Origin of the sequence: Pseudomonas sp. NPDC089554 (genome assembly GCF_050280645.1) — a bacterium.
GTDB lineage: Bacteria > Pseudomonadota > Gammaproteobacteria > Pseudomonadales > Pseudomonadaceae > Aquipseudomonas.
This window is the reverse complement of sequence record NZ_JBNNVR010000004.1, coordinates 38245-56403: the sequence shown is the minus strand read 5'-3', so window position 1 is coordinate 56403 and position 18159 is coordinate 38245. Positions and strand designations below refer to the sequence as shown.

The following is an 18159-nucleotide window of genomic DNA, read 5'->3' as shown; positions in this document are numbered from 1 at the left end:
GATCGGGGCCCTTCGGGGCCCCTTTCCTGTCTCTACCAGGTGGACCAGCCCATGCGTATCGTCCTGCTTGCCGCACTCATGTTCCTTGCCGGTGTCATCGAAGCCGCGCAGATGCCGATCGCGGCAATGCCTGGCGGCAACCTCGTGTACAAACCGGTGCAGAGCCTGCGCGAACGGCGTTTCGCCGACCTGGTGCAACAGAAGACCGATTTCAGCTGCGGCGCCGCCGCCCTGGCCACCGTCCTCAAGCAAGCCTATTGGCTGGATGTGGACGAGCACCAGGTCATCGAAGGCATGCTCGCCCATTCCGACCAGGACACCGTCAAGGTGCAGGGCTTCTCGATGCTCGACATGAAGCGCTACGTAGAAAGCATCGGCATGCGTGCCCGGGGCTACCGGGTCGAGCCGGACACCCTGGAAAAGGTGAGCATTCCGGTGGTGGTGCTGATGGATATCCGTGGCTACAAGCATTTCGTGGTGCTGCAACGCATCCACAAGGGTTGGGTGTATATCGGCGACCCGGTGCTGGGCCACAAACGCTACACCTTCGACGACTTCCTCAAAGGCTGGAACGGCATCATCTTCGCGGTCATCGGCCCCGGCTACGACAAGGCCAACGCCCTGCTCGACCCGCCGGCGCCACTCACCGCCAAGAACCGCATCGACGGTTTTTACCCGGTGGACGACGCACAGCTGATGGAATTCGGTTTCATCCAGAGCGATTTCTTCTGATCACTACAAGGGGCAGGACGCTCCGGGGAGCAGCGATGAAGACTACCACTTGGCTGGTTGCCGCCTGCTTGGCCGCCAGCCTTCCTGTCGAGGCACAGGTATTCAAACCCATCGAAATGAAGGACCAGGAACTGGCCCAGTTGCGTGGACGCTATGTGATGCCCGGACGCATCATCAGTTTTGGCGTGGTCATGAGCAGTACCTGGCAGAACGCCGCGGGTGACCGTATTGGTGCCACCAGCACCCTGCAGGTCCAGCAGAACAGCTACCAACCGCAGTTCTACGTGTCGATGATCGGCAACGATGGCAACGGCGGCAACGTACCTGGGCAAGGCACCGGCGTGGTCAGTGGCGGTGCGGGCCTGGCCAACACCAGTGGCGTGACCCAGTCGGTGCGCGCCGCAGGCGACTACAACAGTGCCTACAACAATGTGTCCATCAATGTACGCGAGGCCCGCCAGGCCGCCGATGGCAGCAGCCCGCTGGGCCAAGCCCTGCCGGTCGGCACGACCTTGGTCAATAGCAACGGCGCCGGCACGGTGAGCGTTTCGAACTCCGGCAACGGCATCCAGATGGCCATCCAGGCCAACAACAACCAAGGCGAAAGCATGCAGCGCCTGGCCAATGGTGGCCTTTTGCAATCCACCACCTTGCTGGGCGGCAGCAACGCGGTCAACAACATGACCCAGCTCAACGTCGTGCTGCGTGACAACCTGCCTACGATGGGGGCCTTAAACTGTAGTCTCGATCAACTCAAGGGCCTACGTGTTTCAGGATATTGATCTACGCTTCGTCTCAAATAACGTAGTTGGAAGGGACGGCTGACTTATGCATCGATCGTTGTCGTTGGGGGCAGTAGTCTGCCTGGGGAGCCTGGTGCCATCGTCGCTGCTCTACGCGGCCGCCGACCCCCAGGTAGAGGCCTTGAAGGCCGAACTGGCAGCGCTCAAGCAGCGCTACGAAAGCCAGCAACAAGCGCTGATGGTCCTCGAGCAGCGCGTACGACAGGTCGAGGAACAACCTGCCGCCCCACCACCCAAGCGCCTGACCCGCTCGCCGGCTTCGCAGCCGCGCAACAACCAGGCCATTGCCGCCTCCGGGGGCACGGGCGCTTCGTACGGTGAATCGCTCAAGGACGACTCGGAACCGGCGCAAAGCGTCTCCAACCTCTACGACGAGGCCAGCGGTTTCTTCGGCGGCGGCAAGTTCAGCGTCGAGACCGGCATCACCTATGCCCGCTACGACACCCGCCAGCTGATCCTCAACGGCTTCCTGGCACTGGACTCGATCTTCCTGGGCAACATCAACCTCGACCGCATCAAGGCCGACAACTGGACCCTGGACCTGACCGCCCGCTACAACTTCGACAACCGTTGGCAATTCGACATCAACGTACCGGTGGTGTACCGCGAATCGACCTACCAGTCCGGCGGCGTCGGCGGCAACGCCCAAGGGGTGTCCGAGCGCACCGTCACCCGCGACCCTACCCTGGGCGATGTCAACTTCGGCGTGGCCTACAAGTTCCTCGACGAGTCCGAGAACACTCCCGATGCGGTGTTCAGCGTGCGGGTCAAGGCGCCCACCGGCAAGGACCCGTTCGGCATCAAGCTGCTGCGTGACACCGAGAACGACAGCCTGAGCTACCCAGAAGACCTGCCCACCGGCAACGGCGTGTGGTCGATCACCCCGGGCATCTCGCTGGTCAAGACCTTCGACCCGGCCGTGCTGTTCGGCAGCCTGTCGTACACCCATACCTTCGAGGAGTCGTTCAGCGACGTCAGCTCGACCCTCAACCAGAAGGTGCCGGGCAAGGTGAAGATCGGCGACAGTTTCCAGATTGGCGCGGGCATCGCCTTCGCCCTCAACGAACGGATGTCGATGTCGTTCTCGATCTCCGAGCTGATCGCCCGGCGCTCGCGGATCAAATCGGCGGAAACCGGCGATTCGTGGTCCGACGTCAAGAGCAGCGACGCCAACGCCGCCTACTTCAACGTCGGCATGACCCTGGCTGCCAGCGACAACCTGACCATCGTGCCGAACCTGTCGATCGGCCTGACCGACGATGCACCCGACTTCACCTTCAGCCTGAAATTCCCCTACTACTTCTGATCGCCCCGCCCACCAGCCCCGCACGGGGCCGGTAGGTGGCGGTGTTTTTCCCTGGGAAACCCAGCCCTCACCTTTTGGTAACCATCCTTGTCTCCCGCGGCCTGCCAGCCATGGGCCTGTTATGATGCAGCACATTTTCGTGACTGTTTCATGGCAAGAAGGACGTTTTCGTGAAGAACATGCTTGGCCATCCCCACGCCCGGCTTGCCACCCTGGTAGGCCTGGTGTTGGTGATCCCCCTGGGCGTGCGTGCGCTACTAGGTTGGTCCGACCCGCTGGGTTACCTGTCGGACCTGGCCATCGGCAGCCTGCTGCTCCTGTTATTGCTGCGCAGCCCCTGGTGGCTGGCGTTGCCCGTGCTGCTGGCCTGGGGTGGCCTGCTGGTGGCCTCGGCCGAACTGGTCAGTGCGGTGGGCCGCTTGCCGACCAGCGCCGACCTCGCCTACCTGTTCGACCCACAGTTCATGGAAAATTCCACCGGTGGCGCCCTTGCCCACCCCTGGCTGCCGTGGGCCCTGGGTCTCGGCCTGCTGGCCTGCCTGCTCGCCCGGGGCTGGCGCCGTAGCCAGCCGGTCCAAGCCTTGCCACGCAAGGCCTGGACCCTGCCACTGCTGGTCTTCGTCGCGCACTGGAGCAGCGAGCGCCTGGCCCCGTCCGAAGCCGACCAGTGGCGCCAGTACAACCTTCCTCACCAGTTGCTGTCCGCAGGCGTCGGCGACCTGCAACGTCAGGCCGACCGCTGGCTGGGCCGGGAAACAGCGAGCGAGCCATTACCCAGCGCTGGCCTGACCCAGGTCGACCTCAACGGCCCACGCCTGATCGAGGGGCCAGGCAGCGCCCGAAACCTGCTGGTCATCACCCTGGAAGGCATCCCCGGCGCCTACTTGCGTGCCAATCGCCAGGCCCTGCACAGCCGCTTCGACGACGACCTCATGCCCAACCTCAGCCGCTGGGCCGAGCGCGGCATGAACACGCCCGACTACGTGCTGCACACCCACCAGACCATCCGCGGCCTGTATGCGATGCTGTGCGGCGACTACGACAAGCTGGCCAACGGCACGCCCAAGGGCGTCGAGCTGCTGACCCAGAACGCCCGCAACCAGGCCTGCCTACCGGCCCAATTGCGCCAGGCCGGCTTCACCACCCACTACCTGCAAGGTGCCGGGCTGCGCTTCATGGCCAAGGACCGCATCATGCCGCACATCGGCTTCGAAGCAGTGCATGGCCTGGAATGGTTTCGCAACGACAACTACCTGGAGTTTCCCTGGGGCAAGGACGACCGCGCCTTCTTCGAAGGCGCCCTGGGCTACCTGGACGAACTGCGCAAGCAGCCCCAGCCCTGGATGCTCACCCTGTTGACGGTGGGTACCCACCAGCCTTACTCCGCCCCAGACGATTACCTGCAACGCTACGACACCGCCAAGCAGGCAGCCGTCGCCTACCTGGACGATGCCATCGGCGCGTTCCTCGACGCGCTGGAACGCCAGGGCGTGCTCGACGATACCCTGGTAGTCATCACCTCCGATGAGTCCCACGGTATCGACGGTGTGCGCCTGGCCTCCTCCTGGGGGTTCAACCTCACCCTGGCGCCAGAGCAGGCGCAGCTGCCACGCCTGAACCCCGGCACCTACGGTCATGTCGACCTGGCGACTTCACTGCTCGACTATTTCGCCCTGCCGATTCCCGCCGCACTGGCCGGTCGCTCGCTGTACCGCAACTACGACAGCGGCCGCGAGATGATTTCCTTCACCAACGGCCTACTGCGTTACCACGACGGCCTGGGCACCTTGAGCGAATGCGACTTCCAACAGCGCTGCCGGCGCTATGCCAGCAGCGGTTTCATCGCCGACCAGGCACGTTTTCTCGGACGCAGCGACGAGCCAGCAGCCCAGCAGATCAGCGCACTGGCCGCCGTACTGGACCAATCGCTGCTACAAACGCCCTTGAACCTGCGCTACCAGTTCGGTGGCCCGGCGCCAATCGCCCTGAGCGAGGCCATCCGCGATGACTGGGCCGACAACCTGATCGGCGCCCAGTACCTGGAAATGCCCGAGGGCTCACGCACCCGAGTGCGAGTCACCGTGCGCGCCCTTGGCAAGGCCAACCAGGCGCACATCCAGCTCAAGGCCAAGGAATACGAGCAGGACGTGCCCCTGGGGCTGCCGGAGGAAATCAAGGTAACGGCCAATGAGCCCATGGTGCTGGAGTTCGACTTCGACAACCCGAGCGCGCGCAAGGCGTTCTCGTTCCACCTGCTGGGCTACGGCACGGGCGAAGTGGAGGTCAGCGACTTCAGTGTGATCACCGCGCTGCCAGGTGAGGAAGAAAGCGCCGAGGAGTTGCCCCAGGATGAGCACGTGGCGCAGTCGAGCTAGCGAATCTGGTGCTTGTGCAGCAACCTGTAGAACGTTGGACGTGACACACCCAGCACCTTGGCGGCAATGCTCATGTTGTCGCTGTGGCGGTTGAGCACATCGCACAACGCCTGGCGCTCGGCGCGGTGCTTGTAGTCTTCCAGGGTGCCCAGCGGCTCCTCGCCCTGCTCCAGCTCTTGCAGGCCGAGGTCCTGAGCTTCGATCTGCCGCCCCTCCGCCAACACCAGCCCCCGCCGCACACGGTTGGCCAGCTCGCGGACGTTACCTGGCCACTCATGACGGCCCATTGCAGCCAACGCACTCTCGCTGAATGAACGGGGCCGCCGCCCGGTTTCCAGGCTGTAGAAATGCGAGAAATGGTTGGCCAGCATCGACAGGTCGCCATGCCGGTCACGTAGCGGCGCTGTGACCACCTGAAGCACGTTGAGCCGGTAATACAGGTCCTCACGGAAGCGGCCGCGCTCGATGGCCTGCTCCAGGTCCACGTGGGTCGCCGCCAGCACCCGTGCATCCACCTGTATCGGTTGGCTGCCGCCTACCCGCTCGATGTGTTTTTCTTGCAGGAAACGCAGCAAATTGGCCTGTAGCTCCAGCGGCAGGTCGCCAATTTCATCGAGAAACAATGTTCCGCCATGCGCTGCCTCGATGCGCCCCACCTTGCGCTGGTGCGCACCGGTGAAAGCCCCCTTTTCATGGCCGAACAACTCGGACTGGATCAGGTGCTCGGGTATGGCGCCGCAGTTGATGGCAATGAACGGTTTGTCGTGCCGCTGGGACTGCCGATGCAGGGTACGCGCCACCAACTCCTTGCCGGTGCCGCTTTCACCCCGGATCAGCACCGGTGACTCAGTGGGCGCAAGCTTGCCCAACAACTTGCGCAGCTCGCGGATGGGGCGGCTTTCGCCAAGCAGTTCGTGCTCAGGCTCATCAACCCGCACCACGCCTTTGCCACGCAGGCGCGCCATGCCGAAGGCGCGCCCAAGGGTCACCTGCACACGAGAGACGTCGAACGGCAAGGTATGGAAATCGAAGAACCACTCGCACACGAAATCGCCTACGTTCTGCATCCGCAGCTCTTCAGCGCTGAGCACAGCGATCCACTCGGTGTTGCTGCGCTTTATAAGGTCTTTCACGGCGTCAGGGTGACGCAGGTGCGAGGCCTGCAAGCGCAGTAAACCGACGTCGCAGGGGTGTTCCAGGGCGACCCCCAGCGTGCAGCTGCGCACATCCCAGCCAGCGCCGTTCAGGCCCGGCAATAGACGATGGCAATCGTCGCAGGGGTCGACAATCAGCAGGCGGCGTTGGGATGCGGGCTCGAGCATGACCTATCCTTGGCGCCAATTTTCGGTTTTTTAATTAGAAACAGTAAGTTGCGGCGCCCGAATTAACAGTAGCAACGAACCCGTCAACGCCCACTACCGTTTGTCTGCCCGACACCGTCCAACGCAGCCCATCGGGGAATTTTCTTAAATAAATAGCGTCACAGGCGGCACACCAAGGGCGAACTTACGTGGCCCTTGAAAAAAATTTCAACTGCCGTGTGACTTCACCTTCAACTCGGAGCATCAGTACAAATAACCCCGCGCTGCACCTTATGTTTCTTCACGCTGCGCGGACACAGAATTCCGTTGTTTGGGACCACAAGAGAGACCGAACCATGAATGCCTCGCTCCGTGTCAACGAAGCACTGCTGATTGCCGACCACGCCTTCGAACCCTTCCAGTGCGTCGCCTGGGACGCGCCCAACGGTACAGGTGAACTTAGCCTGGCAGTGGTCGACCGGACCAACACCCGTATCGGCAGCAAACAGGTATCTTCCCGGGTGTATTCCGACCCTGCGCAATGGGCCAGCCTGATCGAAGAAGTGCGCGCCGAACTGTCCGAAAAAGGTTATGACCTGCAACCCTGGACCATGCCTCGCTAACTAGTTGCCTGCACAGGTGCGTGTCTTGTCACGCACTTGTGTAACTTCCTCCTGCCGCCCTGGCAACTTCTAGATCGCCAACTTACTGTTAGCGAGCCGCTTTCCCAACCCAATCAATTACTTTGAACTGATCGACATGCTGGTACTGCGCCTGCAGTTGCTCGGCCAATTGCCGTGCGCGCCCCAGGCGTACCGGCGCGGTTTCGATGTCCACCAGCACACAAGGGCAAGGCATCGGTGCCTGCGCCTCCCAGCGTTGCAAGCGACCATCGGTGAATACCAGGCAGCGCTGGGCTTCATGCGGGTAGCGCCGGCCGCGCTCCAGCAGCCACCGTCGCGCCTGTTCCAAGGCAGCGAACAGCGGCGTACCACCGCCCGCCCCCAGCGCTTGCAACCAGGGCTGCAACGCCGCAGAAGCCTTCAGGCCATGGCGTTGCCACTGGGGGGTAGCGCCGCTGGCGGTCAGCAACGCCAGGCGGGCGCGCTGGCGATAGGCCTGGTCGAACAACTCGGCCAATACGCCCTTGGCCTGGGCCAAGGACTGGTGGCGACGCGTCGAGGCCGACGCATCGACGATCACCAGCCACAGTTGCGCAGCCGGTCCCTGGCGCTGTTGCCAGCACAGGTCCTGGCGCTGGCGTGGTCGCCCCTTGAGCAGGGTCGCCGACCAGGCGATGCTGCCTTTGCCTCGGCCCGCACGTCCACGCGCACCGGCAAGCTTGCCAACACCCGGCCTGGCATCCGCCGCAACGGTGTCACGGGGGCGGATGCTCAGGGCTTTTTTATCCAGTGGGGCACCTCACGCCGGGCGGCGCTCGCCACTGGCTGAGCGGGTAACGCCCCCCAGTCGCCCTGCCCGGCTTGTGTGTCTTGGCGCTGATCGGTGCCTGCCGGTGGCGTCGACGTCGCGGATGGCGCTGACGCTTCGCGGCGGCGATGGCGCAAGGCGAACTCGGCCACAGCCTCTACATCCCCTTCTTCGATTGCATCGCTTGCACGCCATGCGGCATGTGCCCGCGCCGCACGCAGCCAGACCAGGTCGGCACGCAGGCCATCGACCCCGGCAGCGAAGCAGCGCTCGGTGATCCAGGCCAAGGCCTGGTCGTCGAGCGCAATGCCAGCCAGGCGCTGGCGCGCCGCCCGGCAGCGCTCGCGCAACTGCGCCTGGGCGTCAGCCCATTCGCTGCAGAACGCCTGTGGGTCGCTGTCGAACGCCAGGCGTCGGCGGATGATCTGTTGCCGCGCTTCAGGGGCCGGCAGACCTTCGAGCGCAACGTTCAGGCCAAAACGGTCGAGCAGTTGCGGGCGCAACTCGCCTTCTTCCGGGTTCATGGTGCCGATCAGCACGAAACGGGCCTCATGGCGGTGCGAGATACCATCGCGCTCGATGCGGTTGGTGCCGCTGGCGGCGACGTCCAGCAGCAGGTCTACCAGGGGGTCGGGCAGCAGGTTGACCTCGTCTACGTACAGCACGCCACCATCGGCATGTGCCAGCACACCCGGCGAGAAACGCGCCTGGCCCTGCCCCAGTGCGGCGTCGAGGTCGAGGGTGCCGACCACACGTTCCTCGGTCGCACCCAATGGCAGGGTCACGAAAGGCCCGGCACCCAGTAGATCGGCCAGGCCCCGCGCCAGGGTGCTCTTGGCCATGCCACGCGGGCCTTCGATCAATACGCCGCCGATCTTCGGGTCGATGGCGGTCAGGCACAGGGCCAGCTTGAGATCGTCGGCACCGACCACGGCGGCCAGGGGAAACTGCAAGGGTTCGCTCATGTCAGGCATCTTCCTCGCCCTCGAGCAGTTGCTGCTCCAGGGCTTCACGGTATTCGTCAGGTGGCGCCTGCCACAAACCGCGCTGCTGGGCTTCCAGCAAGCGCTCGGTGAGGTCGTGCAGGGCTTGGGGGTTGTGTTCGCGCATGAAGTCGCGGGTGGCCGGGTCGCGCACATAGGCATCGGTCAGGGCCTGGTAATGGTGGTCGTCGATCAACTGCGTGGTAGCGTCGAAGGCGAACAGGTTGTCCACCGTGGCTGCCAGCTCGAAGGCCCCTTTATAGCCATGGCGCTTGACCCCGTCGATCCACTTGGGGTTCAGCGCGCGGGCGCGGATCACCCGGTTCAGCTCTTCCTTCAGGGTGCGGATGCGCGGGCGATCGGTCTGGCTGTGGTCGCCGTGGTAGCTGGCCACCGTGTTGCCGCCCAGGGTTTCTACGGCCGCCAGCATGCCACCCTGGAATTGGTAATAGTCGTTGGAATCGAGCAGGTCGTGCTCGTGGTTGTCCTGGTTTTGCAGCACCGCCTGCACGTTGGCCAAGCGCTCGGCGAACTGGGCCCGCGCCGGGGTGCCTTCGTCGGCACTGCCATAGGCATAGCCGCCATGGTTCAGGTACACCTCGGCGAGGTCGCTGCGCTCGTGCCACAGGCGCCCATCGATAGCGTTCTGCACCCCTGCGCCATAGGCGCCTGGCTTGGCGCCGAACACCCGCCAGCCGGCCTGGCGGGCGGCCTGCTCGGCCTCGACGCCCTGCGCCAGCAACGTGTCGCGCTCGGCACGCACCCGGGCAGCCAGCGGGTTGAGGTCTGCGGGCTCGTCCAGTGCCGCTACGGCCTGTACTGCGGCATCGAACAGGCGAATCAGGTTACCGAAGGCATCACGGAAGAAACCAGAAACCCGCAGGGTCACATCCACCCTGGGACGGTCAAGCAAACTCAAGGGCAGGATCTCGAAATCATCCACCCGCTGGCTGCCGGTGGCCCACACCGGGCGCACGCCCATCAGTGCCATGGCCTGGGCGATATCGTCACCGCCGGTGCGCATGGTGGCGGTGCCCCACACCGACAGGCCGAGCTGGCGCAGGTGGTCGCCGTGGTCTTGCAGGTGGCGTTCGAGAATCAGGTTGGCCGAGGCGAACCCCAGGCGCCAGGCGGTGGTGGTCGGTAGGTTGCGCACATCGACGGTATAGAAGTTGCGCCCGGTGGGCAGCACGTCCAGGCGGCCACGACTGGGGGCGCCACTGGGTCCGGCAGGCACGAAGCGCCCGGCCAGTGCGGCCAGCAGGCCATCGATTTCTGCCGCGCCGCAGGCATCCAGGTTTGGCGCCACCTGCTGTACCAGCGCCTCCAACACCACCCTTACCGGTTGCCAGGCAGCATCCTCGGGCAGTTGCAGACGGGCGTCGAGGGCCTGTTCGATCAGGCCCAAGGCAAGCTGCTCCAGACGCTCACGGGTATCGCCACAGGTGCGCCACAGGGCTGTGTCCAGCGCTTGCAGTGTTGCTGGCCGTGGGCCGCTCCAGGGTTGTCCCAAGTCGCAGTCGAGCGGGTCGAAACCCAACCTCAATGCCTTGGCCAAGGCACGCACCAGGCTGGCATTGCCCCCCCGGCCATCGCCACGCTCGACCCGCAGCAAGGCCAGCAGCGTATCGATGCGCAGCCGCCCGCTGGGCGACTGGCCGAACACGTGCAGGCCATCGCGAATCTGCGACTCCTTCAGGTCGCACAGGTAGGTATCCAGGCGCGGCAGCCACAGCGCGGCGTCGTCCAGTTGCCCTTCCAACTGCAACTCGCGGTCGATGTGGTTGGCCTTGACCAGCTCGAGGATATCGCGCTGCAACTCCCTCGCTCGGCGCGGGTCGAGCAGCTGCGCTTCGTAGTATTCGTCGGCCAGTTGCTCCAGGTGGCGCAAGGGGCCGTAGGTTTCGGCGCGGGTCAAGGGTGGCATCAGGTGGTCGATGATCACCGCCTGGGTACGGCGCTTGGCCTGGGCACCCTCGCCAGGGTCGTTGACGATGAACGGGTAGATGTTCGGCAACGGCCCGAGCACGGCGTCCGGCCAACACTCGCGGGACAAGCCGACGCCCTTGCCCGGCAGCCACTCCAGGTTGCCGTGCTTGCCGACGTGGATGAGCGCATCGGCGGCAAAGCCATTGCGCAGCCAGAAGTGAAACGCCAGGTAGGCGTGTGGTGGCACCAGGTCGGGGTCGTGGTACACCGCGCTGGGGGCGACCTGGTAGCCGCGTGCCGGCTGGATGCCGACGAAGGTCAGGCCGTAGCGCAGGCCGGCGACCATCATGCGTCCGGCGCGGAACATCGGGTCTTGCTCGGGCGCGCCCCAGCGCTCGAGCACCGCACGCTGGTTGGCATCGGGCAATTGTGCGAAGGCGCGGTGGTAGTCGTCCAAGCTCAGGCTTTGGGCACAGGGACGTTGGTCGAGATGGTCGAGGTCGTTAGTCACGCCGCCGAGCAATTGCTGGATCAACGCCGTGCCGCTGTGCGGCAGGCCAGCCACCGGGTAGCCCTGTGTTTGCAGGGCTTGCAGGATATTCAAGGCAGCTGCCGGGGTGTCCAGACCGACGCCGTTGCCGATGCGGCCATCGCGGGTTGGGTAGTTGGCCAAGACCAGGGCCACACGTTTCTGCGCGTTGGGCAGGCGCGCCAGCTCGACCCAACGGCGGGCCAGCTCGGCGACGAAATCCATGCGCTCGGGGTGGGCGCGATAGCAGACTACATCCGACTGGCTGCGCTCGCTGCGCCAGGCCAGGTCCTTGAAGCTCACCGGCCGGGTGATGATGCGTCCGTCCAGCTCCGGCAAGGCGATGTGCATGGCCAGGTCGCGCGCGCCCAGGCCTTGCTCGCTGATCTCCCAGCCGGGCTGGTTGTCCTGGGCGCAGATCGCTTGCAGCACCGGAACATCGCGGCGCAACGGGCGCAAGTTGGGCTGCTCCGGGCTGGACAAGGCAAAACCGGTGGTATTGATGACCACTTCGGCCCCCACCTCATCCAGCCAGGTTTCGACCTGTGTAAGGCAGCCTGCCTCCTTGAGGCTGGCCACGGCGATGGGCAGCGGGTTTAGCCCCGCCGCCTGGAGCCGCTGGCAGAACACGTCGATGAACGCGGTGTTGGCGGCTTGCAGGTGCGAGCGGTAGAACAGCAGCGCTGCAACGGGCTGGCCGACGCTCCACTGGCCGAACCAATCCTCGGGCACGGCGCTGGGCTTGTCCGGGTGGTAGACCGTGGTGCGCGGCAGCGGCTGCGGCGCATCCCAGGCGTAGTCTCGGCCCAGGTACTGGCTGGCCAGGCAATGGAACAGATTCACCGCGTTGGCCTTGCCACCTTGGCGCAGGAAATGCCACAGCCGCTCGGCCTGCTCGCCATGTACCGTGCCCAGGTCGGTCAGCTCGGGGTCGGGGCGGTCATCCCCTGGCACCAGGATCAACTGCACCCCGCGCGCGGCCAGTTCGACCAGTTGCTCGACGCCATAGCGCCAGTAGCCGACGCCGCCGTGCAGCGACACCAGGATCACCTTGGCATGGCGCAGCACCTGGTCGACGTACAGGTCGACCGAGGCGTGGTTCTGCACCTGCATGGGGTTGGCCAGGCGCAGGCTGGGGAAGTCGTCCGGCAGCTGCTCGGCGGTGTCGGCGAGCAGTGCCAGGTGTGAATCGCCGCTGCAGAGGATCACCAGTTCGGCGGGGGTCTGACCGAGGTCGGCGATGCTGTCGTCCGGCACGAAGCCGCCGGGCTGGGTCCGCAGCAGGTGCATGGCTTAGGCGCCCAGGGCTTGGCGCAGGCGCGCTTCCAGCTGCACGGCATCGAGGTCCTGGCCGATCAGCACCAGGCGGGTAATACGCGGCTCATCGCTGCGCCAGGCGCGGTCGAAGTGCTTGTCGAAGCGGGTACCTACGCCTTGGATCAGCAGGCGCATCGGCTTGCCGGGGATGGCAGCGAAGCCCTTGGCGCGCAGGATGCCGAACTCGGTGACCAGCTGGGTCAGAGCATCGAGCAGCAGGCTTTCGTCGGCCTCGGGCAGGTCGATGGAGATGGAGTCGAAGGCGTCGTGATCGTGGTCGTCGTGGTCATCGTCGTCGTGGTGCGAGTCGTGATGGGTGCGGCGGCCATCGATGTGCACCTCGGACTCGGCACCGATACCCAGCAACACGTCCAGCGGCAAGCGGCCGCTGCTGGCCTCGATCACCTTGACCGCAGGCGGCAGTTCCTCGGCCACCTCGGCACGGACCTTGGCAAGGCCTGCGGCGTCGATCAGGTCGGCCTTGTTCAATACGACCAGGTCGGCGCTGGCCAGCTGGTCGGCGAACAGTTCGTGCAGGGGGGATTCGTGGTCGAGGTTGGGGTCGAGCTTGCGCTGGGCGTCGACCTGGTCGGGGTAAGCGGCGAAGGTGCCGGCGGCGACCGCGGGGCTGTCGACCACGGTAATGACGGCATCGACAGTGCAGGCGTTGCGGATTTCCGGCCACTGGAAAGCTTGCACCAGGGGTTTGGGCAGGGCCAGGCCGCTGGTTTCGATGAGGATGTGGTCGAGGTCGCCACGGCGTGCGACCAGTTCGCGCATGACCGGGAAGAACTCTTCCTGCACGGTGCAGCACAGGCAGCCATTGGCCAGTTCATAGACGCGGCCGTTGGCTTCTTCTTCGGTACAACCGATGCTGCATTGCTTGAGGATTTCGCCGTCGATACCCAGCTCGCCGAATTCGTTGACGATCACCGCGATGCGACGGCCTTGGGCGTTGTCGAGCATGTGACGCAGCAGGGTGGTCTTACCTGAGCCGAGGAAGCCGGTAACGATGGTGACGGGGAGTTTGGCCAGTGTTTTCATGTCGCGATGCCCTTGGCAGCAGTGGCGCGGGCATGCAGGACGATAGCCACGGACGCTGCTGGCCGGGCACGTTCGTCACCGGATCACCCCGCCCGGTTGAAAGTCGAAAACGTTACGAGGCAGGTCTCCTGGCTTGCACCCTACCGGCCTGTGGCCAGTCGGACGACGCCTTCCCGCGTGATACGCAGTGGCTATGTCGGCCCTTTGGATGCTTACAGTTGCGGGGGCAGCCGCGGCTTGTACCGCGTTCCCGTCTTAGCTCCGGCTGGCGCCGGAGAACCTCGAACTGGCAAGGCTACGCAGTGGTTGGCGGGTGGTCAACCGTGGGATGGCGAGTGGCTTTATTTATGCACCACACGCCCCAGCCCGCCCCTGCCCGGCTTTAGCTTTAGCTTTGGCTTTGGCTTTGGCTTTGGCTTTTGATCTTGATCTTGATCTTGATCTTGATCTTGATCTTGATCTTGATCTTGATCTTGATCTTGATCTTCGCGACTTCCAGAAGGCCGAGCGGAGGCGTCTGGAGGGCCCTGGCGCGCAGCGCCCTTCGGCGTAGCCGAAGTCGCGAGATGTAGACTTGCGAAGCAAGTCGTAGGCCGCGAAGGCCCGTAAGACGCCGGAGCGAGGGAACCCGGAGCACAGCGTAGGGCCGTATGGGGGAGCAAGCGGTTTTTGCTTACTTTTTTCCAAGAAAAAAAGTAAGTCGCCGTAAGGGCGAAAAGGTGAATGAGCGCCACCAAAGCAAATGGATATTCACCCAACGCCCGCGCCCCAATCCCAATCCCAATCCCAATCCATTGATTAGAATTGACTGAAATATTTCCTCATGATTTGCTAGCACATTGCGTTCGGGTGCCCCCAATCAGGGGGTGAAACGGGAAACCGGTGCGTCGCAGGCCCCACCCAGGGCCCGACAACTCCGGTGCTGCCCCCGCAACGGTAAGCGAGTGAAGCGTCTGAACCACTGTGCCCCCGCCAAGGCATGGGAAGGTGACGCCATCAGGGACCCCACCCCCACCTCGCAAGCCCGGAGACCGGCCCAACGCTCAATGATCACCCCGCGGAGGGCGGGCGCTGTCGCATTCCCCTGGGCCAACCACGCCCGGGCGCGCCGCGCTTGTCCGCTGCTAAAAAAGCAGAGGAAAGCGTCATGCCCATCACCAGCGCCAAACACAGCATCGCCACCCCCGTCAGCCTCAGCCAGCGCCTCGTAGTGGCCATCGGCGCCAGCCTGCTGGGCCTGTGCCTGGTCTACTTCGCCGGTTTCTCGCATATCGAGGCCGTGCACAACGCCGCCCACGACACCCGCCACAGCGCCGCCTTCCCCTGCCACTGAGTAGCCCGCCCATGATCTCGCGAATCGCCCGCACCGCCGGCTTCAGCGGCCTGCTCGCCGCCCTGTTGCTGACCCTGCTGCAAAGCTTCTGGGTCGCCCCGCTGATTCTTCAGGCAGAAACCTACGAAAGCGCAGGCCCCGCTACCGAACAGCATGACCATGCGGGCGAAGCAACGGCCGCCCACACCCACGAGCACAGCGAAGAGGCTTGGTCGCCGGAAGACGGCTGGCAGCGCATCCTCTCCACCACCGGCGGCAACCTGGTCGTCGCCGTAGGCTTCGCCCTGATCCTCGCCGCCCTGTACAGCCTGCGCGAGCCCGGCCGGGTCAGCACCGGCGCACTCTGGGGCCTGGCCGGTTTCGCAGTATTCTGCCTGGCGCCGACCCTCGGGTTGCCACCGGAGCTGCCCGGTACCGCCGCCGCCGACCTGGGCCAACGCCAGACCTGGTGGGTCGGCACCGCCGCCGCCACCGCCGCCGGCCTGGCCCTGCTGGTGTTCGCCAGGCACTGGCTGTTCAAGGTCGCCGGCGTCGTGCTGCTGGTGGTCCCGCACCTGATCGGCGCACCACAGCCAGAAGTGCATGAAAGCCTCGCGCCCGAGGCGCTCGAGTCACAGTTCGTGATCGCCTCGTGGCTGACCAACGCAGCCTTCTGGGTTGCCCTGGGCCTGCTCAGCGCCTGGCTGTATCGTCGCGCAAGCCACGCCTGATGAGCCAACACGCCAGAGTGCCGGCGCTGTATGCCGGCTTTGGTTGTCGCAGCGGCTGTCCGGTCGAAGCACTGGACAACCTGCTACGCCAAACCCTCGCGGCGCACCAACTGCCCCTTTCGGCCCTGCGCGGCATCGCCAGCATCGACAGCAAGGCGCACGAACCTGGCCTGCTGCAACTGGCCGAACGGCTTGCCCTACCGCTGGTGGTATTCACTGCCGAACACCTGCTGCCGCTGGCTCCCCAGCTCAGTCACCGCTCCAGCACAGCCTTCGAGCACACCGGTTGCTGGGGGGTTGCCGAGAGCTCGGCCCTGGCGTTGGCGCAATCCGAGCACCCGCAGGCCCGTCTAAGGGTCGACCGCCAAGTACTCGGACCCGCTACCCTGGCTATCGCCAGTCGCGAATAATCGCCCTATCCTCCCGCTTTTCAAGGATTTGCCATGACGGTCTATTTCATCGGCGCCGGGCCCGGCGACCCCGAGCTTATTACGGTCAAGGGCCAGCGCCTGATCCGCCAGTGCCCGGTCATCATCTATGCAGGCTCCCTGGTGCCACCTGCCGTGCTGCAGGGGCACAGCGCCGAAACCGTGATCAACAGTGCCGAGCTGCACCTTGAGCAAATCATCGAAGCGATGCGCCTGGCTCATGCCAACGGCCAGGACGTTGCGCGCGTGCACAGCGGCGACCCGAGCCTGTACGGCGCCATCGGCGAGCAGATCCGCCATCTGCGTGCGCTCGGTATCGACTTCGAGATCGTGCCCGGGGTAACGGCCACTGCCGCCAGCGCGGCCCTGCTCGGTTGCGAGCTGACCCTGCCCGACGTGGCGCAGACCGTCATTCTCACCCGCTATGGCGACAGCTCGCCGATGCCGCCCGGCGAGCAATTGGCGGACCTGGCTCGGCACCGCGCCACCCTGGCCATTCACTTGGGTGTCCGGCACCTGCAACGAATCGTTACCGAGCTGCTTCCCCATTACGGCGACACGTGTCCGATCGCCGTGCTGCACCGCGCCAGCTGGCCGGACCAGGACTGGGTCAAGGGCACCCTGGCCGACATCGTCGAACAGGTAGAAGCCAAAGGGTTTCGCCGCACGGCGCTGATCCTGGTGGGCCATGTGCTAGGCGATGCGCCATTCGCCGACTCGGCCTTGTACCGGGCTGGCCACGCACACCTCTACCGCCCTGGCTGACGATTGCAGCCCGCGAGTGATCGGCCCACACTCCAGGCTTTCCTGTCTATCGGAGTAACGCCATGCTCGAGCTGCGCCCCAATTGCGAATGCTGTGACATCGACCTGCCCGGCGACAGCCCGGATGCAGTGATCTGTTCGTTCGAGTGCACATTCTGCCGTCCCTGCGCCGAACAGCACCTGCAAGGGCGCTGCCCCAACTGCAATGGCCAGTTGCTGCAACGGCCAACCCGCGTCGGGACAGCCCTGCAAAACAACCCCGCCTCGCACCAGCGCGTCAGCAAGCCACACCCCGGCTGCACCCCCTCCTCTACTCAAGGCGCTTGAGCAGCGCCCCAAGTCGGTCGGCACAACCGTGTCGGCCTGCTATACCCTGTTTACCTGTCAGTCGTTCTTGTAGGATTTTTCAACAGTTCATGCGGGCAATTTCAACAGCTTCATGTCGGCCATTACCAAGCGTCGAGAATATACGTATTGTGCGCGCAGCCGGATTGGCCCTACAGAAGTGTTCCTGGCTGTTTCAGGAAACGGACAATATTTCCTACAGGAGTTTCCCATGACAACCGTGCTGATGGTCGACGACCACCCAACCGTCAGGCTGGCTGTACGTATACTGCTGGAGCGCGAGCGCTTCACTGTCGTCGGTGAAAGTGGCGACGGCATCGAAGCCGTACAAATGGCGCGCAGACTTTCCCCCAACGTCGTCATCCTCGACATCGGGCTACCTGGGCTCGATGGCATGGAAGTCATCAAGCGCCTGCAGCTGCTCGACCCCGCTCCCAAGATCATGGTGCTCACCGGCCAACCCGCCGATCTCTACGTCCGCCGTTGCCTGGATGCCGGTATCGCCGCGTTCGTCAACAAGGACGAGGACCTCGATGCCGTGGTGTTCGCCCTCAAGGCTCTGGTCAAGGGCTACTCGACCTTCCCGCAGATGTCGGTCAACAGCAACTCCCTGGAAAGCGAAGGCGTACGCCTGGACAGCCTGTCCAACCGCGAGATGGAAGTGCTGCGCCGGCTGACCCGAGGCGAGAACAACAAATTCATTGGCGAGCGCATGAACCTCAGCGCCAAGACCATCAGTACGTACCGCGGCCGGATCATGGAAAAGCTCAAGACCGAGTCGCTGGTGGAAATGGTCGACCTGGCCAAACGCAACCAAGTCCTCTGAACC

17 protein-coding genes and 2 riboswitches are annotated in these 18159 nt (G+C 64.5%); of the genes, 12 read left to right on the top strand and 5 right to left on the bottom strand.

What is annotated here, in order from left to right; genetic code table 11:
* The first annotated feature begins 51 nt into the window (after nt 1-51).
* The 4 genes from ACQKPE_RS02545 to ACQKPE_RS02530 all read left to right on the top strand — a co-directional run bounded on the left by ACQKPE_RS02545 (nt 52) and on the right by ACQKPE_RS02530 (nt 5216).
* Nucleotides 52-732, top strand: a complete 681-nt coding sequence (locus ACQKPE_RS02545; RefSeq protein ID WP_427663194.1) for a C39 family peptidase — start codon at nt 52-54, stop codon at nt 730-732.
* Between the two features lie 35 nt (nt 733-767).
* On the top strand, nt 768-1514 hold the full coding sequence (locus ACQKPE_RS02540; RefSeq protein WP_427663193.1) for a hypothetical protein: 747 nt from the start codon (nt 768-770) through the stop codon (nt 1512-1514).
* Nucleotides 1515-1560: 46 nt separating this feature from the next.
* A complete protein-coding gene (locus ACQKPE_RS02535; protein ID WP_427663192.1) occupies nt 1561-2841 on the top strand; it encodes a hypothetical protein in 1281 nt (426 codons plus the stop codon).
* Nucleotides 2842-3011: 170 nt separating this feature from the next.
* A complete protein-coding gene (locus tag ACQKPE_RS02530) occupies nt 3012-5216 on the top strand; it encodes an LTA synthase family protein (protein WP_427663191.1) in 2205 nt (734 codons plus the stop codon).
* Here the strand turns inward: ACQKPE_RS02530 and ACQKPE_RS02525 are convergent.
* Nucleotides 5213-6538 carry a sigma 54-interacting transcriptional regulator gene (locus ACQKPE_RS02525; protein ID WP_427663190.1) on the bottom strand — a complete coding sequence of 442 codons (1326 nt, stop codon included), beginning with the start codon at nt 6536-6538 and terminating at the stop codon, nt 5213-5215. The two genes, ACQKPE_RS02530 and ACQKPE_RS02525, sit on opposite strands and share 4 nt — an antisense overlap.
* 335 nt (nt 6539-6873) lie before the next feature.
* Between ACQKPE_RS02525 and ACQKPE_RS02520 the strand changes: the two genes are divergently transcribed.
* A complete protein-coding gene (locus ACQKPE_RS02520) occupies nt 6874-7140 on the top strand; it encodes a hypothetical protein (protein ID WP_427663189.1) in 267 nt (88 codons plus the stop codon).
* 88 nt (nt 7141-7228) lie between these two features.
* Here ACQKPE_RS02520 and ACQKPE_RS02515 read toward each other — a convergent pair whose 3' ends face one another.
* From ACQKPE_RS02515 to cobW, 4 genes are all read right to left on the bottom strand, one after another.
* Entirely contained in the window at nt 7229-7816 is a 588-nt protein-coding gene (locus tag ACQKPE_RS02515) for a vWA domain-containing protein (RefSeq protein WP_427663241.1), read from the bottom strand.
* 95 nt (nt 7817-7911) lie between these two features.
* Nucleotides 7912-8913 carry an ATP-binding protein gene (locus tag ACQKPE_RS02510; RefSeq protein ID WP_427663188.1) on the bottom strand — a complete coding sequence of 334 codons (1002 nt, stop codon included), beginning with the start codon at nt 8911-8913 and terminating at the stop codon, nt 7912-7914.
* A 1-nt stretch (nt 8914) separates the two neighbouring features.
* On the bottom strand, nt 8915-12679 hold the full coding sequence (gene cobN, locus ACQKPE_RS02505) for a cobaltochelatase subunit CobN (protein ID WP_427663187.1): 3765 nt from the start codon (nt 12677-12679) through the stop codon (nt 8915-8917).
* Nucleotides 12680-12682: 3 nt separating this feature from the next.
* Nucleotides 12683-13750, bottom strand: a complete 1068-nt coding sequence (cobW, locus tag ACQKPE_RS02500; protein ID WP_427663186.1) for a cobalamin biosynthesis protein CobW — start codon at nt 13748-13750, stop codon at nt 12683-12685.
* A 101-nt stretch (nt 13751-13851) separates the two neighbouring features.
* Nucleotides 13852-14049, bottom strand: a riboswitch (cobalamin riboswitch).
* A gap of 29 nt (nt 14050-14078) precedes the next feature.
* Between cobW and ACQKPE_RS02495 the strand changes: the two genes are divergently transcribed.
* The 7 genes from ACQKPE_RS02495 (at nt 14079) to ACQKPE_RS02465 (ending at nt 18156) form a co-directional block, all read left to right on the top strand.
* Complete coding sequence (locus ACQKPE_RS02495; protein WP_427663185.1) at nt 14079-14303, top strand: hypothetical protein; 225 nt, start codon at nt 14079-14081, stop codon at nt 14301-14303.
* Between the two features lie 277 nt (nt 14304-14580).
* A riboswitch (cobalamin riboswitch) is annotated at nt 14581-14805 on the top strand.
* A gap of 92 nt (nt 14806-14897) precedes the next feature.
* Nucleotides 14898-15083, top strand: a complete 186-nt coding sequence (locus ACQKPE_RS02490; RefSeq protein ID WP_427663184.1) for a CbtB domain-containing protein — start codon at nt 14898-14900, stop codon at nt 15081-15083.
* Between the two features lie 11 nt (nt 15084-15094).
* A complete protein-coding gene (locus tag ACQKPE_RS02485) occupies nt 15095-15793 on the top strand; it encodes a CbtA family protein (RefSeq protein ID WP_427663183.1) in 699 nt (232 codons plus the stop codon).
* A 17-nt stretch (nt 15794-15810) separates the two neighbouring features.
* Nucleotides 15811-16203 carry a cobalamin biosynthesis protein gene (locus tag ACQKPE_RS02480; protein ID WP_427663240.1) on the top strand — a complete coding sequence of 131 codons (393 nt, stop codon included), beginning with the start codon at nt 15811-15813 and terminating at the stop codon, nt 16201-16203.
* 33 nt (nt 16204-16236) lie between these two features.
* Nucleotides 16237-16986: a precorrin-4 C(11)-methyltransferase gene (cobM, locus tag ACQKPE_RS02475; RefSeq protein WP_427663182.1), complete on the top strand. Its 750-nt coding sequence runs from the start codon at nt 16237-16239 to the stop codon at nt 16984-16986.
* Between the two features lie 62 nt (nt 16987-17048).
* Nucleotides 17049-17312 carry a DUF1272 domain-containing protein gene (locus ACQKPE_RS02470; RefSeq protein WP_427663181.1) on the top strand — a complete coding sequence of 88 codons (264 nt, stop codon included), beginning with the start codon at nt 17049-17051 and terminating at the stop codon, nt 17310-17312.
* Nucleotides 17313-17541: 229 nt separating this feature from the next.
* Complete coding sequence (locus ACQKPE_RS02465; protein WP_427663180.1) at nt 17542-18156, top strand: response regulator; 615 nt, start codon at nt 17542-17544, stop codon at nt 18154-18156.
* Nucleotides 18157-18159: the final 3 nt, after the last annotated feature.

Excerpts from the sequence above, each read along its gene's own strand:
- ACQKPE_RS02485 (WP_427663183.1), top strand. The coding sequence starts at position 15,095 with ATGATCTCGCGAATCGCCCGCACCGCCGGCTTCAGCGGCCTGCTCGCC.
- ACQKPE_RS02520 (WP_427663189.1), top strand. The coding sequence starts at position 6,874 with ATGAATGCCTCGCTCCGTGTCAACGAAGCACTGCTGATTGCCGACCAC.
- ACQKPE_RS02470 (WP_427663181.1), top strand. The coding sequence starts at position 17,049 with ATGCTCGAGCTGCGCCCCAATTGCGAATGCTGTGACATCGACCTGCCC.
- cobW (WP_427663186.1), bottom strand. The coding sequence starts at position 13,750 with ATGAAAACACTGGCCAAACTCCCCGTCACCATCGTTACCGGCTTCCTC.
- ACQKPE_RS02525 (WP_427663190.1), bottom strand. The coding sequence starts at position 6,538 with ATGCTCGAGCCCGCATCCCAACGCCGCCTGCTGATTGTCGACCCCTGC.
- cobM (WP_427663182.1), top strand. The coding sequence starts at position 16,237 with ATGACGGTCTATTTCATCGGCGCCGGGCCCGGCGACCCCGAGCTTATT.
- cobN (WP_427663187.1), bottom strand. The coding sequence starts at position 12,679 with ATGCACCTGCTGCGGACCCAGCCCGGCGGCTTCGTGCCGGACGACAGC.
- ACQKPE_RS02465 (WP_427663180.1), top strand. The coding sequence starts at position 17,542 with ATGACAACCGTGCTGATGGTCGACGACCACCCAACCGTCAGGCTGGCT.
- ACQKPE_RS02545 (WP_427663194.1), top strand. The coding sequence starts at position 52 with ATGCGTATCGTCCTGCTTGCCGCACTCATGTTCCTTGCCGGTGTCATC.
- ACQKPE_RS02540 (WP_427663193.1), top strand. The coding sequence starts at position 768 with ATGAAGACTACCACTTGGCTGGTTGCCGCCTGCTTGGCCGCCAGCCTT.
- ACQKPE_RS02510 (WP_427663188.1), bottom strand. The coding sequence starts at position 8,913 with ATGAGCGAACCCTTGCAGTTTCCCCTGGCCGCCGTGGTCGGTGCCGAC.
- ACQKPE_RS02495 (WP_427663185.1), top strand. The coding sequence starts at position 14,079 with ATGGCGAGTGGCTTTATTTATGCACCACACGCCCCAGCCCGCCCCTGC.
- ACQKPE_RS02535 (WP_427663192.1), top strand. The coding sequence starts at position 1,561 with ATGCATCGATCGTTGTCGTTGGGGGCAGTAGTCTGCCTGGGGAGCCTG.
- ACQKPE_RS02490 (WP_427663184.1), top strand. The coding sequence starts at position 14,898 with ATGCCCATCACCAGCGCCAAACACAGCATCGCCACCCCCGTCAGCCTC.